The organism is Salinicola sp. MIT1003, assembly GCF_001858555.1.
GTDB lineage: Bacteria > Pseudomonadota > Gammaproteobacteria > Pseudomonadales > Halomonadaceae > Salinicola > Salinicola salarius.
In genome coordinates, this window is record NZ_MCAP01000016.1 from 50,177 (window position 1) to 65,991 (window position 15,815).

The 15,815-nt window shown below is 62.0% G+C and carries 10 protein-coding genes and 4 tRNA genes; 9 read left to right on the forward strand and 5 right to left on the reverse strand.

All coding sequences use genetic code 11. The features are described 5' to 3' along the window. Nucleotides 1-192 precede the first annotated feature (192 nt). Complete coding sequence (gene rpoD, locus BC443_RS08945; RefSeq protein WP_276231999.1) at nt 193-2,073, forward strand: RNA polymerase sigma factor RpoD; 1,881 nt, start codon at nt 193-195, stop codon at nt 2,071-2,073. Nucleotides 2,074-2,262: 189 nt separating this feature from the next. Here rpoD and BC443_RS08950 read toward each other — a convergent pair whose 3' ends face one another. The 4 genes from BC443_RS08950 to BC443_RS08965 form a co-directional block, all read right to left on the reverse strand. Continuing rightward, entirely contained in the window at nt 2,263-6,222 is a 3,960-nt protein-coding gene (locus BC443_RS08950) for a NahK/ErcS family hybrid sensor histidine kinase/response regulator (protein WP_071231494.1), read from the reverse strand. 96 nt (nt 6,223-6,318) lie between these two features. Next, a complete protein-coding gene (locus tag BC443_RS08955) occupies nt 6,319-6,834 on the reverse strand; it encodes a hypothetical protein (protein ID WP_071231495.1) in 516 nt (171 codons plus the stop codon). Between the two features lie 91 nt (nt 6,835-6,925). After that, on the reverse strand, nt 6,926-8,707 hold the full coding sequence (locus tag BC443_RS08960) for a sodium:solute symporter family protein (RefSeq protein WP_071231496.1): 1,782 nt from the start codon (nt 8,705-8,707) through the stop codon (nt 6,926-6,928). 6 nt (nt 8,708-8,713) lie between these two features. Continuing rightward, nucleotides 8,714-8,974, reverse strand: coding sequence for a DUF4212 domain-containing protein (locus BC443_RS08965; protein WP_071231497.1), 261 nt, complete (start codon nt 8,972-8,974; stop codon nt 8,714-8,716). Nucleotides 8,975-9,695: 721 nt separating this feature from the next. Between BC443_RS08965 and BC443_RS08970 the strand changes: the two genes are divergently transcribed. From BC443_RS08970 to ttcA, 3 genes are all read left to right on the forward strand, one after another. After that, complete coding sequence (locus tag BC443_RS08970; RefSeq protein WP_071231498.1) at nt 9,696-11,513, forward strand: putative nucleotidyltransferase substrate binding domain-containing protein; 1,818 nt, start codon at nt 9,696-9,698, stop codon at nt 11,511-11,513. Nucleotides 11,514-11,524: 11 nt separating this feature from the next. Continuing rightward, nucleotides 11,525-12,142, forward strand: a complete 618-nt coding sequence (locus BC443_RS08975) for a 3'-5' exonuclease (RefSeq protein ID WP_071231499.1) — start codon at nt 11,525-11,527, stop codon at nt 12,140-12,142. A 75-nt stretch (nt 12,143-12,217) separates the two neighbouring features. Then, complete coding sequence (gene ttcA, locus BC443_RS08980) at nt 12,218-13,072, forward strand: tRNA 2-thiocytidine(32) synthetase TtcA (RefSeq protein WP_071231500.1); 855 nt, start codon at nt 12,218-12,220, stop codon at nt 13,070-13,072. Nucleotides 13,073-13,128: 56 nt separating this feature from the next. Here ttcA and hpxO read toward each other — a convergent pair whose 3' ends face one another. Further along, complete coding sequence (hpxO, locus tag BC443_RS08985; protein ID WP_170835866.1) at nt 13,129-14,301, reverse strand: FAD-dependent urate hydroxylase HpxO; 1,173 nt, start codon at nt 14,299-14,301, stop codon at nt 13,129-13,131. A gap of 273 nt (nt 14,302-14,574) precedes the next feature. Between hpxO and BC443_RS08990 the strand changes: the two genes are divergently transcribed. The 5 genes from BC443_RS08990 to BC443_RS09010 all read left to right on the forward strand — a co-directional run bounded on the left by BC443_RS08990 (nt 14,575) and on the right by BC443_RS09010 (nt 15,799). After that, complete coding sequence (locus tag BC443_RS08990) at nt 14,575-15,300, forward strand: alpha/beta family hydrolase (RefSeq protein WP_083387301.1); 726 nt, start codon at nt 14,575-14,577, stop codon at nt 15,298-15,300. Nucleotides 15,301-15,377: 77 nt separating this feature from the next. Further along, a tRNA-Val gene (locus tag BC443_RS08995) sits at nt 15,378-15,453 on the forward strand. Between the two features lie 66 nt (nt 15,454-15,519). After that, a tRNA-Asp gene (locus BC443_RS09000) sits at nt 15,520-15,596 on the forward strand. Between the two features lie 45 nt (nt 15,597-15,641). Then, nucleotides 15,642-15,718: transfer RNA gene (locus BC443_RS09005), tRNA-Val, on the forward strand. Nucleotides 15,719-15,722: 4 nt separating this feature from the next. Further along, a tRNA-Asp gene (locus BC443_RS09010) sits at nt 15,723-15,799 on the forward strand. Nucleotides 15,800-15,815 lie beyond the last annotated feature (16 nt).

A 15,815-nucleotide genomic window follows, 5' to 3' on the forward strand; every position in this document is an offset into this window, starting at 1 on the left:
AGGGCTACTAGCAAGGAAGCGTGGAGTGGTCAATCGACAGGGCGGTCGAAAGGTTGAAATGGCGGTGATCGCCACCAGATAGGTTAACCAAGCACACTAGCACACCTGGCAGGCAAGGTAATAGAAGCTGGCAGCAAAAAGCGGGGGCGCGCTATACTAGCCGGCTTTTGGGTCGTCGCGCCGTCACCCCAGGTGCTTCATTCTTCTTCGTCGAGTAGGGTTTCTATGGCTGGAAATGCGCAGCAGTCACGTTTGAAGGAGCTGATCGCACGCGGCAAAGAGCAGGGCTTCCTGACTTATGCCGAAGTGAACGATCACCTCCCCGAAGATATCGCTGATCCGGATCAGGTGGAAGACATTATCTCCATGATCAACGACATGGGGATCAATGTCGTCGAGGAGGCACCTGACGAAGACACGCTGATGATGTCCGACGATTCCACCGACGAATCCGCGGCGGAAGAGGCCGTGGCGGCGTTGGCAGCGGTGGAGAGCGATGTCGGACGTACGACCGACCCGGTGCGCATGTACATGCGCGAGATGGGCACGGTGGAACTGCTGACCCGCGAAGGCGAAATCCTGATTGCCAAGCGCATCGAGGAAGGCCTGCGGGAAGTCATGTCCTCCCTGGCCTATCTGCCCGGCGCGGTGGATTCCATTCTCGACGTCTACGATCAGACCCAGGACGAGGAAGCTCCCGGACGTCTCTCGGATCTGTTCTCCGGTTTCATCGATCCTGACGAAGGGATCCCCGGGGTCGCCGAAGTCGAGATGCCGGAAGAAGTCGAAGCCGACATCAGCGGCGACGAAGACGACGAAGACGACGAAGACAGCGAAGACGACGACAACGCAAGCGAAGGCGGCCCCGATCCCGAAGAGGCACGGGTGCGCTTCGAGCAGATTCGCGAGCAGAACGAAGCGGCCAAGGCGGCGATCGAGAAGCACGGGCGCGGCTCCGAAGAAGCCGATATCGAGCAGGCGCGTCTGGCCGAGCTGTTCTCGCCGATCAAGCTGTCGCCCAAGCATTTCGAGCGTCTGGTCGGCCAGGTACGGATCAGTGTCGATCAGGTACGGAGCCAGGAAAAGGCGATCATGCAGGTGTTCGTCAAGCAGGGCAAAGTACCGCGCAAGACGTTCATCAGCTCGTTTCTGGGCAACGAAACCGCCGAAGGCTGGTTCGACGAATTCATCGCCAAGAACGGCAAGTATGCCGATCGTCTCGAACCGTTCCGTGGTGACGTGCAGCGCGCGCAGCGCAAGATCGGTTTCGAGCAGGAAATGGTGCTGCTCGACGTCGGCCAGCTGAAGGAAGTCAATCGCCGTCTTTCCATTGGCGAGGCCAAGGCGCGGCGTGCCAAGAAGGAGATGGTCGAGGCCAACCTGCGTCTGGTCATCTCGATCGCCAAGAAGTACACCAACCGCGGTCTTCAGTTCCTGGATCTGATCCAGGAGGGCAACATCGGCCTGATGAAGGCGGTGGACAAGTTCGAGTACCGCCGTGGCTACAAGTTCTCCACGTATGCCACCTGGTGGATTCGCCAGGCGATTACGCGTTCCATCGCCGACCAGGCCCGCACCATCCGTATTCCGGTGCACATGATCGAGACGATCAACAAGCTCAACCGCGTATCGCGGCAGATGCTGCAGGAGATGGGCCGCGAGCCTACCCCGGAAGAGCTGGGCGAGCGTCTCGAGATGCCGGAAGACAAGGTACGCAAGGTGCTCAAGATCGCCAAGGAACCGATCTCCATGGAGACGCCGATCGGTGACGACGAAGACTCGCACCTGGGCGACTTCATCGAGGACAGCACCATGGTGCTGCCGATCGACTCCGCCACCGGCGAAGGTCTGATCGAGGCGACCCGCAACGTTCTCGGCGGTCTGACCGCACGCGAAGCCAAGGTGCTGCGCATGCGCTTCGGCATCGACATGAACACCGACCACACGCTGGAAGAGGTCGGCAAGCAGTTCGACGTCACCCGCGAGCGTATCCGTCAGATCGAAGCCAAGGCGTTGCGCAAGCTGCGTCATCCGTCGCGTTCCGAGCCGCTGCGCTCGTTCCTCGACGAGTAGGACATAGCCGCAAGCCACGGGCTTCGGGCCGCGAGCAAAAGCTAGTTGCCTTGCTGTGCGGAGTGGTTTGATTTCGGCTTTGAATAAAAAATGTCAGCGGCGCTAGCGTCGCTGACATTTTTTTGTTCAAGGACGGCATCCTGATTTTCGAAGCCCGAAGCCCGAAGCCCGAAGCCCGAAGCCCGAAGCTTAGTCGCTCGACAGCCTCGCTGCGCGGCTCGCCTGCAGCGTTCGCGTCAGCAGGGCGCGCAGGGCGGCCGGGCGCACCGGCTTGAGCAGGATCTGGTAGCCGCCGCGCTTGATCTCCTCGGCGACTTCTTCGGTGCGATCGGCGGTGATCACGATGCCCGGTACGGCCTGCTCGCAGAGCTCTTCCAGCGCTTCCAGGGCCATCATGCCTGTGACTTCGTTGTCGAGGTGGTAGTCCGCGAGAATCGCGTCCGGATCGCCACCCATGTTGCGAAGCGCCGACTTGGCGCCACCGATGGAGGTGGCCGTGTAGACTTCGCACTCCCAGCCTTCCAGCATCGCCTTCATGCCTTCGAGGATCAGGCGTTCATTGTCGATACAGAGAATGCGCGTGCCGGCCAGCTTGTTGCTGACCCGCTTGTTGGATGACGTCTCTTCCGGGGTGGCGGCGCCGCGACGATCGGCGATCATCGGGACGGAGACCGAGAACACGGTGCCTGCGCCGACCCGGGAGCGGACGAGAATCGGGTGGTCCAGCACGCGGCTCATGCGCTCGGAGATCGACAGACCCAGGCCCAGTCCGCGCTCGCTCTCCTTGTGGCGGGAGGCCTGATCGAGACGCCGGAATTCCTGGAAGATCTCGCTCAGCTTGGATTCCGGTATGCCGGGACCGGTATCCCAGACCTCGATCATTACCCGCCCGCCGGCGCGCCGGCAGCCCAGCAGGACGCGTCCCTGCTGGGTATAGCGCAGGGCATTGGACAGGAAGTTCTGAATGATGCGTCGCAGCATCTGGGCATCGCTGTCCACCCACAGGCTGGTCGTGACCATGTCCAGATCGAGGCCGCGATCGTCGGCCATGACTTCGAATTCGGCGCGCAGCGGACGCAGGATATCGGCCAGCGGGAACTGGCTGCGGCGCGGCGTGAGCGCGCCGGCGTCGAGCTTGGAGATGTCCAGCAGCGTGCCCAGCAGCTCCTCGGCAGCCTGCAGGGAGTTGTCGATATGGCCGATGGTGCGGCCGTGATCGAGATCCTCGATCTGCTGGCCCAGCGCCGAGGTGAACAGCCTGGCGGCATTGAGCGGTTGCAGCAGATCGTGACTGGCGGCGGCCAGAAAACGCGTCTTCGAAGCGTTGGCGTCCTCGGCGGTCTGCTTGGCCTGGCGCAGCGCCTGTTCGGCCTCGGCGCGAACGCGGTTTTCCTGGCGCAACGCCGCGTTGGCCTCCGATAGCGCCTGGGTACGCTCGCGAACCCGCTCCTCGAGGTTTTCATTGGTCTCGCGCAGGGCGATCTCTGCCAGCCGGCGCTCGGTGATGTCCTGATAGAGCGCGAAGAAGCCGAGGATCCGCCCCCCTTCGCCGAAGTGCGGCGTATAGGTCACCAGCATGTAGCGAATGCCGCCGTCGCCGTCGTCGAGAGAGATCTCGAAGGTGACCCGCTCGCCGCTCAGCGCACGCTGCATCCAGGGCGTGCGCTGACGCGCCGTCTGCGGCGGCAGTACCTTGTCCGCCCGCTCTCCGATCACCGCGTTGCGGTCGATCCCCATTGCCGCTTCGTAGGCGCGGTTGGTGAAGAGATAGCGACACTCCTTGTCGAAGTAGGCGATCAGTGCCGGCACGTTGTCGGTGTAGATACGAATGTTGCTTTCGGAGCGGATCAGCGCTTCCTCGGTGCGCTTCTGCTGCGTGATGTCCTGATAGGTGTAGACGAAGCCGCCACCCGGCATCGGGTTGCCCAGCACCTCGAGCACCGAGCCGTCGGGGCGGTAGCGCTCGTAGCGGTGCGGCTGGCCGCTGCGGATGTTCTCGATCAGCTGCTCGACGTGTTCCTCGGGGTCGCCGGGGCCGTATTCGCCGTTGTGGGCGTTGTAGCGGAACACCTTCTCCATCGGCGTGCCGACACGGATCAGGTTGTCGGGGAAGCGGAAGATTTCCAGATAGCGCTGGTTCCAGACCACCAGGTTGAGGTTCTGGTCGACCACGCCAATGCCCTGGTTGATGTTCTCGATGGTCGCCTGCAGCAGCGCCCGGTTGAATTCCAGCACCTGTGACGCTTCGTCGACGATCGAGATGACGTCCGAGATACCGATACCGCGGCCCTGGAGCGCGGAATTGACCACGATGCGGGACGACGACGCGCCAAGTACCGAGGCCAGCAGGCGTTCGGTGAACTGGATGACGTCGATCGAGGCTCGGGTGTTGTTGTCCATGGGCTTGGCGTTGCGCCGGGCGTAGTCTTCGAAGGCACGCTCGACCTGCGACTTGCCCAGGAAGCGCTCGCACAGCACCTTGAGGTCGCCCATGGTCGTGGCACCTGTCCAGGGGCGGTTGACCGTGGTCTGACGGGTTTCGATGCTGTCGACGAACAGCGAGGCCTGGATGCGCTCGACGACCCGCTGCGGGGTCAATTGCGAGATGAAGATGTAGAAGAACAGGTTGAAGCCCAGCGACAGCATCACGCCGTGGGCGAAACTGTCGGTGACGTTGAGACCGAACAGATGCAGCGGCGAGAGCCACTCCAGCCCCAGCGGGCCGCCGACCAGCCACGCTTCCGGCAGCAGGTTGGCCTGGATCAGCGCCGGCATCAGCAGGGTGTAGGCCCAGATCGAGAAGCCGACGTTGAGACCGGTCACCACGCCCAGGCGATTGCCGCGCTTCCAGTAGAGCCCGCCAAGCAGCGCCGGGGCGAACTGGGCGGCGGCCGAGAGCGACAGCAGGCCGGTGGCGGCGAGCGAGCTGTATTCGGCGACCAGCTGGTAGAACAGGTAGGCCAGGGCGAGAATGACGACGATGGTGAGGCGTCGGGCGCGCAGCACCAACCGGCCGTAGTCCCGGGGCTGCTCCTCGAACCAGCGCAGCCGGAACAGCGCCGGCAGCACGATCTCGTTGGAGATCATGATCGCATTGGAGACGACGGCCATGATCACCATGCCGGTGGCCGCCGAGAGACCGCCGACGAAGGTCATCATCGCCAGCCACGGCTGGTCGGCGACGATCGGCAGGGCGAGGACATAGCTGTCCGGCGAAATGCCCTCGCCGGGAAACAGCGACAGCCCTGCAGCAGCCAGGGGTAGGACGAAGAAGCCGATGGCCACCAGATAGACCGGGAACAGCCAGCGGGCGCGCTTGGCATCGTCGGTGTGGGTATTTTCGACCACCGTGATATGGAACTGGCGGGGAAGGCAGAACACCGCCAGCATCGCCAGCAGCGTCTGGGTCCAGAAGCTGGTGTCGAAGTTCTGCTCGGTCAGCTGCTGCTGCAGCTTTAGATAGGTATCCGCGCGCGTCAGCAGTTCGCCCAGGCCATCGAACATGCCCCAGGTGACGTAGGCGCCCAGCACCAGAAAGACCAGCAGCTTGACCACCGACTCGAAGGCGATGGCCTGGATCAGCCCTTCGTGATGCTCGGTGGCGTTGGTATCGCGGGTGCCGAAGAGGATCGCGAAGACCGCCATGAAGATGGTGATGTAGAAGGCGGTGTCGTCGACGATCGGCGCCTTCACTGCATGGCCGTCGCTGGTCATCACGCGGAAGGCGCTGGAGACGGCTTTCAGCTGGAGGGCGATATAGGGCAGCGTGCCGATCAGGGCGATCAGGCTGGCAAAAGCGGCCAGCGATTGGGACTTGCCGTAGCGCGAGGCGATGAAATCGGCGATCGAGGTCACGTTCTGGCGCTTGGCGACACGGATCATCTTGGTGATCACCGGCCAGAACAGCAGGAACGCGAGCACCGGACCGACGAAGATGCTGGCGAACGACCAACCCGATGTCGCGGCCTGGCCAACGCTGCCGTAGAAGGTCCAGGAGGTGCAGTAGACTGCCAGTGCCAGACTGTAGACGATCGGCCGGCGGCTTGCGGCGCCGTGGCGTCTGGCGTGCCGATCCCCGCGCCAGGCAATGACGAACAGCGTGGCGACGTAGAGCAGTGCCACGACGATCAATAAACCGCCTTCGAACATGAACTCTCTCCCTTGATATGCGGCCATTCTAGGGCAACGCCCACCTCGAGGGCAGCCGCGATCCTGGGTTTGATGCTGATGGTGCCGCGTGCCGGATCAGCTTTCGGAGCAGACCGTCTCGAGTTGCGGGTCGTCGCCCGCGAGATGACGCAAACGGCCGATGTCGGGCTGGCGGCTATCGCCCACGAGCGGGACGCTCTCGCGAGCGCTGCAATTGACCAGATACGCCTGGTGGGTCAGCACGTCGCGATACTGCATTTCGAAACGATAGAGAACGAACTCGACGAGGCGCTCGCCGTTGGCTCGCGATTGCACCAGTTTGTCTCGGTCGACGACGCTGAACGCCGTGGTCAGCGGATGGAGGTAGGTCCATGGGCGCCATAACATCCGGCTCTTCTCGGTCGATACCACTTTCGCTGATTCGGGCAACTGCTGGCGCTTGTATTCATACCAGCCGTATTCGTAGTTGATCTGGTAGGCCAGTAGGCCCAGCCCCGCGCAGGCCGGGATGATCCAGCGCGGTAGACGTTTACCGCTGAGAGAACGTAACAGTAGCGCCGCGCCGGCGGCGCCCAGGCCGGCGGAGGCTGCCGCGACCAAATGCCATATCATGGTGATTCCTTGCTCAAAGAATCGGGCTTCCCGCTGGGAAGCCCGATTCGAGTGGTGCCAGTTAGCCTGACTCTTCAGGAAGCATTGTCGCTTAGTGATCGATCGCGGCACCAGCCCCCTTGGGATAGCGCACGCTCTCCACCAGATCCTGAATTTCCTGCGGCGGCTCCTCGGTGACGCTGGAAACCATGTAGGCCACGGCGAAGTTGAGGATGGCGCCTACGGAGCCGATGGACAGTGGCGAAATGCCCATTACCCAGTTGGCTTCGGTGTCCGGCAGGTTGTTGGTATCGGGAATGAAGAACCAGCCCTTGTAGACGAAGATGTATACCAGGGTGAAGATCAGGCCCGAGAGCATGCCGGCGATCGCTCCCTTGTTGTTGATCCGCTTGGAGAAGATTCCCATCATCAGCGCGGGGAACAGCGAGGCGGCAGCGATACCGAAGGCCAGCGCCACGACCTGGGCGGCGAATCCGGGAGGATTGACGCCGAGGTACGTCGCGACCACGATCGCCACGGACATCGAAATGCGGGCTGCCCGCAGTTCGCCCCTTTCGGTGATCCTCGGATTGATCGCCCCTTTGATCAGGTCATGACTGATCGCCGAGGAAATCGCCAGTAACAGACCTGCCGCCGTGGACAGCGCTGCAGCCAGGCCCCCCGCAGCGATCAGACCGACCACCCAGCCGGGCAGATTGGCGATTTCGGGATTGGCCAGCACCAGAATGTCGTTGCTGACCTCCAGTTCGTTACCTTGCCACCCGCGGTCGGAGAAGTCGGCGGCGCCGTTGTAGAGTTGAATGTTCCCGTCGTTGTTCTTGTCGTCGAAGGTTATCAATCCTGTCTCTTCCCAAGTGCGAATCCAGTCGGGACGGTCCGCGTACGCGATGGGATTGGCGGCGGCGTCCTCGTAGTTCTCGACCTGGCCGGCCATGTCCGGGTAGATGGTGGTCACCAGATTGAGGCGGGCCATCGAGGCCACGGCAGGCGCGGTCAGATAGAGCAGGCCGATGAACACCAGCGCCCAGCCGGCGGACCAGCGTGCGTCGGCGACCTTGGGAACGGTGAAAAAGCGCATGATGACGTGCGGCAGCCCCGCGGTGCCGATCATCAGCGATAGCGTGAACAGCACCATGTTCAGCTTGTTGTCGACCATCGCCGTGTATTCACTGAAGCCCAGTGCGGTGACGACTTCGTTGAGCTTGGCCAACAGCGGCTCGCCGGAGACGCTGTGATCGGAGAACAGGCCGAGCGGCGGTATCGGGTTGTCGGTCAGTTGCAGCGAAATGAACACCGCCGGGATGGTGTAGGCGATGATCAGCACGATGTACTGAGCCACCTGGGTGTAGGTGATGCCCTTCATGCCCCCCAGGACCGAATAGAAGAACACGACAATGGCGGCGATGATGAGGCCGGTGGTCGCGTCGACTTCCAGGAAGCGCGAGAAGGCTACGCCGGCACCGGCCATCTGACCGATGACGTAGGTGAGCGAGGCGATGATCAGGCAGACCACCGCGACCATTCGGGCCGACCTGCTGTAGAAGCGATCGCCGATGAACTCGGGAACGGTGAACTTGCCGAACTTGCGCAAGTAAGGAGCCAGCAGCAGAGCCAGCAGGACATAGCCTCCGGTCCAGCCCATCAGGAAGGTGGAGGCGCCATAGCCTGCCGAGGCGATGATGCCCGCCATGGAAATGAACGAGGCGGCGGACATCCAGTCGGCGCCGATCGCCATGCCGTTGGTGATGGGGTGTACCCCGCCGCCTGCGACGTAGAAGTCCTTGGTCGAACCGGCCTTGGCCCAGATCGCAATGCCGATGTAGATGGCAAAGGAGCCGCCGACGAAGAGAACGTTGATGGCAAATTGACTCATGCAGGCTTACTCCCCGAGACCGAATTGTTTGTCCAGCCGGTTCATCTTCCAGGCATAGAAGAAGATCAAGCCGATGAAGATCAGAATGGATCCCTGTTGCGCGAACCAGAAACCCAGGTCAGTGCCACCGATGGATATGCCAGCCAGCAAGGGTCGTAACAGGATGGCGCAGCCATAGGACGCCAGCGCCCAGACGATCAGGCAGCCGGTTATCAGGCGAAGATTCGCCTTCCAATAGGCAGCAGCGTTGGATTTGTCATCTGCCATATTATCGTTCTCCGCGTCATTGAAGCTGGGAAGTGTTCCGAGTTTATGCCCGCCGGCGGGGCAGCCGCTCGACTACAAACTACGTTTATCATGAGTGATTCACATGCGTACGAATTTTCCGCGGGAAGATTCGATCGACAGGCGCTTTTCGATCACTCGTTTTATGGAGACTAAAGTCGCCTTTATTCGCGCCTTGGCTCGTCGACGGGATACGTTATCGACTTGCGATCTCCCTATAGTGCTCAATAGCAATATTGATTAACGAAAACAAGGTGTTAAATCTTCTACCTTAGTATCGTGGAAACGATTGACTAATGGCTTATATGTAGTTGATTGGATATAAAGCCGCTGTTCAATGATTTTTGATTGAGGTCTATAAGACCATGGTCTAGCCAAAAGTGCGGGGCGTTGAGTCCGGCTGGGTGTAGATATTCTGCTTTGCTATAAAAGTGATAAGTCATGACTTAATAAAAAAAGGGGCGGTTCGTTAAGTTATGATGAGTTGGCAAACAAATCGTTAAGTGTAGAGTGCCGGAAGGATATCGGAAGAGTGTGCAGAGCGCCGTAGATTGCGTTTCTGCCTGCGCATCGCTGCATGGGCTTTTTTAAGGGTGAATTCTCGTGGCTGAAACGATACGACAGTTCGAGCATGCCTTCCTTGAGCTTGCTCGCGGCAGGGTGCTCGGCAAGAGTGCGCCGTTGCGATGACGGGGGCCGCCTGATGGTCGATATGGACCTTTCCCAGCCGCCTTTTACGCTGCTCGACGATCGCGGGCGTGAGCGTGTCGTTCGTGGCGTCGATCTGCTCTACTTCAATCGCGGCGAGATCATTCTCGATGCCGGCCAGCCCGGCGAGTTCGTGTACATCATCCACAAGGGAGAGGTCGCGGAGCTCGACCCCCACGCGCCGAGCGATCAGGCGCGCATTGCCCATTACACGGCTGGCGACCTGTTCGGCGCTATCAGCATTCTCAAAGGGTCCAGCCGATATCGCTTCAAGGTGGAGCAGGAAAGCCTCTGCTATGCGATGTCCAAGACACTCTTCGAGCACCTTTGCGACGATTACCCGGCTTTCGCCGACTTCTTCCAGCGCGGGCTGGCGCAGAAGACCCGCCTGCTAGCCGAGCGTCGCGCCGAAAGTGGCGTGAACATGGCGGGTTTCATGCTGGCTCGGGTCAGCGCCTGCATGCGAGCGCCGTTGATCGTCGAGGCGACCACCAGTATTGCCGCGGCGGTCAACCGGCTCAACGAGAGCCATGCCGACAGCTTGCTGGTCGGCAAGGACGGTCGCTTCGGGGTGGTGACCAAGACCGATCTGCTCAATGCGTTAGTGATGGAAGGCGCGACGCAGGCGCGTCCGGTGGTCACCATTGCTCACTTCGAGCTGGTTTCCGCCGCTCCCGATCAGTATCTGTTCGAAGCGCTGGTGCAGATGACCCGGCATCAGGTAGCCAGGGTGGTGGTGGTCGAGCAGGACCGGCCGGTAGGCGTGGTGGAGTTGACCGATGTGCTCAGCCATTTCTCGAGCCGTTCCTACATGGTCAGTCTCGAGCTCGAGCAGGCCGACGATCTCGAGGCCCTGGCTCACGCCAGCGCACGGCTGCCGGAGCTGGTCCAGGCGCTGATGGCCCAGGGGATCAAGCTCCGCTTCGTCATGGATCTGCTGGCGGCGCTCAACGGGCGTATCGTCGACAAGGCCTATCAGCTTCTCGTCGCCCCCCGCTACCGCGCTCAGAGCTGTCTATTGGTAATGGGCAGTGAAGGACGCGGTGAACAGATCCTCAAGACCGATCAGGATAATGCGCTGATCGTCACCGACGACAGCGATTGGCCCGATCGCGAAATCGCCATGCAGCGTTTCACCGAGACACTGTATACGCTGGGCTACCCGCCCTGTCCGGGCAATATTATGGTCTCGAACCCTGCCTGGGTAGATAGCGAGAGCGGCTGGCGAAGGACGATCACGCGCTGGGTCGAACGCCGTGACGGCGCGTCGCTGATGAATCTCGCCATCATGCTCGATGCCCGTGGCGTCGCCGGCGATACTCGTTTGCTGGATCGCGTGCGCGAACATCTCTTCGCCAGCTGCTCCCACGATGAATTGCTGCTTTCCTACTTTGCTCGGGCCGCGCTGCATTTCGCCGCGCCGTTGACCCTGTTCGGCACGCTCAAGACGCCCAGGCACGGTATCGACATCAAGAAAGGCGGTATCTTCCCGATCGTGCACGGGGTGCGCACCCTGGCGCTGGAATGTCGCATCAACGAGACATCGACCCTGGCTCGGCTGGCGGCGCTTGCCGAACAGGGACGGCTGGAAGCGGACTTTGCCGCGGATCTCGGCGAGGCGCTGGCGCTGTTCATCGAACTGCGCCTCAAGCAACAGCTGGCCCAACTCGACGGACGGCAGAACAGCGACGAACCCAATCTGGTCGTGGTTCAGTCCCTGTCGTCGCTGGAGCGCGACCTGTTGCGCCAGGCGCTGCATATCGTCAAGGATTTCCAGCAACGTCTGACGCACCGTTTTCATCTCGAATACTGACGAGGACTGCGATGATACGTTCGCTACGCCGTGTGGCCGATCGCCGCCGCCAGGCGGATGGCCGCTATGGCTGGCTGTTCAGTCCCTACACCGGTGACGAGATGGTGGCCATCGACTGCGAGACCACCGGCCTCGATACCAGGACCGCCGAACTGGTTTCGATCGCTGCGGTACGCATTCAGGGCGAGCGCGTGCTGACCAGCGGCTCGCTGGATCTGCGCCTTCAGCCGCCGGCCAGCCTGTGCGGTGATTCCATCAAGATCCATCGCATGCGCGGGGTCGACTTGAATGATGGCGACGAGCTGGGGGAGGCGCTGGAAAAGTTCCTCGATTTCATCGGCAATCGCCCGCTGTTGGGTTGGTGCATCGATTACGATCGGGCGGTGATCGACCGTCAGCTTCGGCCGCTGTTCGGCTTCAGCCTACCCAATGCATGCCTTGACGTGGCACGGCTCTATCTGCGCGAGATGCATCGGACGCGCCCGCAGCTGGAGCCGACGGTAAATTTCGAGTCGGTCGCCGAGGCACTCAATGTGCCGGTGATGGGTCGCCACACCGCCCTCGGTGATGCGACAACCACGGCCTTGATGTACATACGCCTGAAGAAGGGCGCACTGACGACAAGTTAGCGAGGGCGCATCGCAAGTCGCCGGGCGCAGTGATAGCATGAGCGCGCCTTCATACCCATATGTGTCGTTCGACCCATGCAAGCATCTACCGTTACCCAGAAGTACGAGTTCAACAAGCTGCAGAAGCGCCTGCGCCGTCAGGTCGGCAACGCGATCATCGATTACGGGATGATCCACGAGGGCGACAAGGTGATGGTGTGCCTTTCCGGCGGCAAGGACTCTTACACCATGCTGGAGATTCTGATGAATCTGCAGCGTAACGCGCCGGTCAATTTCGAACTGGTCGCGGTCAATCTCGATCAGAAGCAGCCGGGTTTCCCCGAGCACGTGCTGCCCGAATATCTGGATGCCAAGGGGGTGGACTACCACATCCTCGAGCGCGATACCTATTCGGTGGTCAAGGAGAAGACGCCGGAGGGCAAGACCACCTGTGCGCTCTGTTCGCGGCTGCGTCGCGGCTCGCTCTACGGCTTCGCCGAGGAGATCGGGGCGACCAAGGTGGCTCTCGGGCACCACCGCGAGGACATTCTGGAGACGCTGTTCCTCAACATGTTCTTCGGCGGTTCGCTCAAGGCGATGCCGCCCAAGCTGCTGTCGGACGATGGCAAGAACATCGTCATTCGCCCGCTGGCCTACTGCCGCGAGGCCGATATCGCCGAGTTCGCGCGCCAGATGGCGTTCCCGATCATTCCCTGCAACCTGTGCGGCTCGCAGCCCAACCTGCAGCGCCAGGTCGTCAAGGAGATGCTGGCGGAGTGGGAGATCAAGCATCCCGGGCGGCTCGAGACCATGTTCAAGGCGGTGACCAACGTCGCGCCCTCGCAGCTTGCGGATCGCGACCTGTTCGATTTCGAGGGGCTGGAGGCGAAGCAGCGTCAGATGCAGGAAACGCGGATCGATGCCTTGGATCTGCTCGCCCGCGAAGCCTGAGCGAACACGGTGCCCACAAGGCCCGCCGGAGGTGATCTCCGGCGGGCCTTGTGCATTCATGCCAGCGGGCCGCCAAGTATCGTCTTGCTCATTCCGCCCATGATGTGGGTGCCGTCCTCTTCGGCCAGTTCGGCGTACCAGGCGCGTGTCTTGGCGGGATCGGCGCCATGGGTCGTGTCGGCACGCTGGCGTGCGCGCGTGACGATACTGCCGACGCGCTGGACGCGGGCACGGTCGTAGGCTTGCAGGGCGGCGGGAATGTCGCCATCGGCATCATCGAGGGCGCGAGCCAGCACCCAGGCGTCTTCCATCGCCTGACAGCCCCCCTGGCCCAGATCCGGCGCCATGCCGTGCGCCGCGTCGCCGAGAATGGCGGCACGTTCGCCGATCAACGTCTCCAGCGGTTCGATGTCGTGAATCTCCACGCGGGCCATCGCGGCGGGGTCGAGGCGTTCGATCAGCCGCTGAACCGGCGGTGCCCAGCCGGCGAAATGCCGTGCGAGCTCGTCACGATAGCTGGCGGGGTCGTTGATCGTGCCGGCGGGCAGCGGGACGTCGAAGAAACAATAGAACTCGGGCGAGGCGCCTTCGCCGCTCATCGGCATCATCGAGACGCGCTGATGGTCGCCGACGTACTGCACCCACTGGTCGAGCGGGGCGAGATCGGGCGTGGCGGCGACCCGCACGTTCCAGTTGACGTAGCCGCAGTAGCGACGCTCCACGGCATGGCCAAGCGCCCGTTCGCGCAATCGGGAGTGCGTGCCGTCGGCGATCACGATCAGGTCGGCCCGGCGCGTCGAACCGTCGGAGAGGGTGGCTTCCACGCCGCTGTCGTCGCAGCGGTAATCGGTACAGGCCAGACCGAGCGTGACGTTGTCCGACCCCACGGCATCCAGCAGCAGCTGCTGGAGCGCCGCCCGCGCGATGGGGCAGGCACGCTGTCCCACCTGGTCGTAGAGCGGCTGCAGGCTGAAATGGGTCAGGGGCTGGCCGTCCCTAGTGAAATAGGCCATGTCATTCATGCGCCCGCTGGCCTGCTCGACGGCATCGCCCAATCCCAGGGCCTTGAGCACCTTGACGCCGTTGGACCAGACCGAGATGGCTGCGCCCACCGGGCGAAGCTCGGCGACGCGGTCGATGACCTCGACCTGATGGCCTGCCTTCTGGAGCGCCAGGGCGGCGGTGAGCCCGCCCATACCGGCGCCGATGACGAGAACGTTCAGCGTCATGGGAATGTCCTGGTTGTTGTCGTTAGCTTGTTGTCGTTGGCTTGTTGTCATCAAGGAATGCGTCGTTGAACGACGTATCCTGACAAACCTGTCATGCGAAATGAGCACGACCAGAAAACCTGACCGATCGATCAGGTTTTGTCATCCTACGCAAAAAAGAGGCCGCATGGGAATGCTGGGGCATCGTCGGGCTTGCCGCGAGGCCTCACCGATTCCTCGCTAGCACCGGCCGAAACGGCATGATCTGCCGGAACCGATCGACAAGGGGGTACGATGACCGGAACGACCGCAGTTCCATCACTCGAGACTCAGGATAGCGAAGCATTACGTGCAGCGCTGGCAGCGGGCGACGGCGCGCACCATGAGACCGCCCTGGGCGGATTCGTCGTCGAAGGAGAGGCGAGGCATGCGCGCCTGATGCTCTGTCACGGGGCAGGGGCCGGGCACGATTCCCCGTTTCTGGTCCGGTTGCGCCAGCAGTTGGCCACACGCGGCATTCAGGTCTTGGCGCTGGAGTTCGATTACATGGCGACCATGCGCAAGGAGGGCAAGCGACGGCCGCCGCCCAGGATCGAAAGACTGGTGGCGGAGCTGGCCGAATGGCGTCGGGCGTTGCTGGCGCTGGATGGCGAGACACCGCTGTGGGTCGGCGGCAAGTCCATGGGAGGCAGGGTCGCCAGCCTGCTGGCCACGCAAGTCGAGGTGGCGGGGCTGGTCCTGTGTGGTTATCCGTTTCATCCTCCCGGCAAGCCCGCGCGCCTGCGACTCGATCACTGGCCGGAGATTCGTTGCCCGCTGCTGTTGCTCCAGGGGACGCGCGACCCGTTCGGGCGACGTGACGAGGTCGAGGGATACGATCTGCCGGCACAGACGGAGTGCCACTTCCTGGAGGGCGGAGACCACAATTGGAAGCCGCCCAAACGCCACGCGCAGACGCAGTCGACATTGATCGACGAGGCTGTCGGCCACGTGGCGCGGCGGCTGAGCGCAAGTGAATGATCCGGATGGAAAATAGTGATGTGAAAAGCTGTTGACTTTCGACCGGTCACAGGTAGAATGCAGCGCCACGTGACCACGGGTGGTTAGCTCAGTTGGGAGAGCACCAGCCTTACAAGCTGGGGGTCACAGGTTCGAACCCTGTACCACCCACCATTACGTTTTCGTAATGCTCGGGTTCACGTGTTGCAAGAACCGTTGCAAGAAGCAATTGGAAAATGCGGACCGGTAGTTCAGTTGGTTAGAATGCCGGCCTGTCACGCCGGAGGTCGCGGGTTCGAGTCCCGTCCGGTCCGCCATACTTCGCATTGCTGGTGCTTGTTGTATCGAATTGTTTGACGTCTGGGTGGTTAGCTCAGCTGGTTAGAGCACCAGCCTCACATGCTGGGGGTCACAGGTTCGAGTCCTGTACCACCCACCACAGCGGACCGGTAGTTCAGCTGGTTAGAATGCCGGCCTGTCACGCCGGAGGTCGCGGGTTCGAGTCCCGTCCGGTCCGCCATACTTCGCACTCCCGG

Excerpts from the sequence above, each read along its gene's own strand:
- BC443_RS08965 (WP_071231497.1), bottom strand. The coding sequence starts at position 8,974 with ATGGCAGATGACAAATCCAACGCTGCTGCCTATTGGAAGGCGAATCTT.
- BC443_RS08950 (WP_071231494.1), bottom strand. The coding sequence starts at position 6,222 with ATGTTCGAAGGCGGTTTATTGATCGTCGTGGCACTGCTCTACGTCGCC.
- BC443_RS08975 (WP_071231499.1), top strand. The coding sequence starts at position 11,525 with ATGATACGTTCGCTACGCCGTGTGGCCGATCGCCGCCGCCAGGCGGAT.
- ttcA (WP_071231500.1), top strand. The coding sequence starts at position 12,218 with ATGCAAGCATCTACCGTTACCCAGAAGTACGAGTTCAACAAGCTGCAG.
- BC443_RS08955 (WP_071231495.1), bottom strand. The coding sequence starts at position 6,834 with ATGATATGGCATTTGGTCGCGGCAGCCTCCGCCGGCCTGGGCGCCGCC.
- BC443_RS08970 (WP_071231498.1), top strand. The coding sequence starts at position 9,696 with ATGGTCGATATGGACCTTTCCCAGCCGCCTTTTACGCTGCTCGACGAT.
- BC443_RS08990 (WP_083387301.1), top strand. The coding sequence starts at position 14,575 with ATGACCGGAACGACCGCAGTTCCATCACTCGAGACTCAGGATAGCGAA.
- BC443_RS08960 (WP_071231496.1), bottom strand. The coding sequence starts at position 8,707 with ATGAGTCAATTTGCCATCAACGTTCTCTTCGTCGGCGGCTCCTTTGCC.
- hpxO (WP_170835866.1), bottom strand. The coding sequence starts at position 14,301 with ATGACGCTGAACGTTCTCGTCATCGGCGCCGGTATGGGCGGGCTCACC.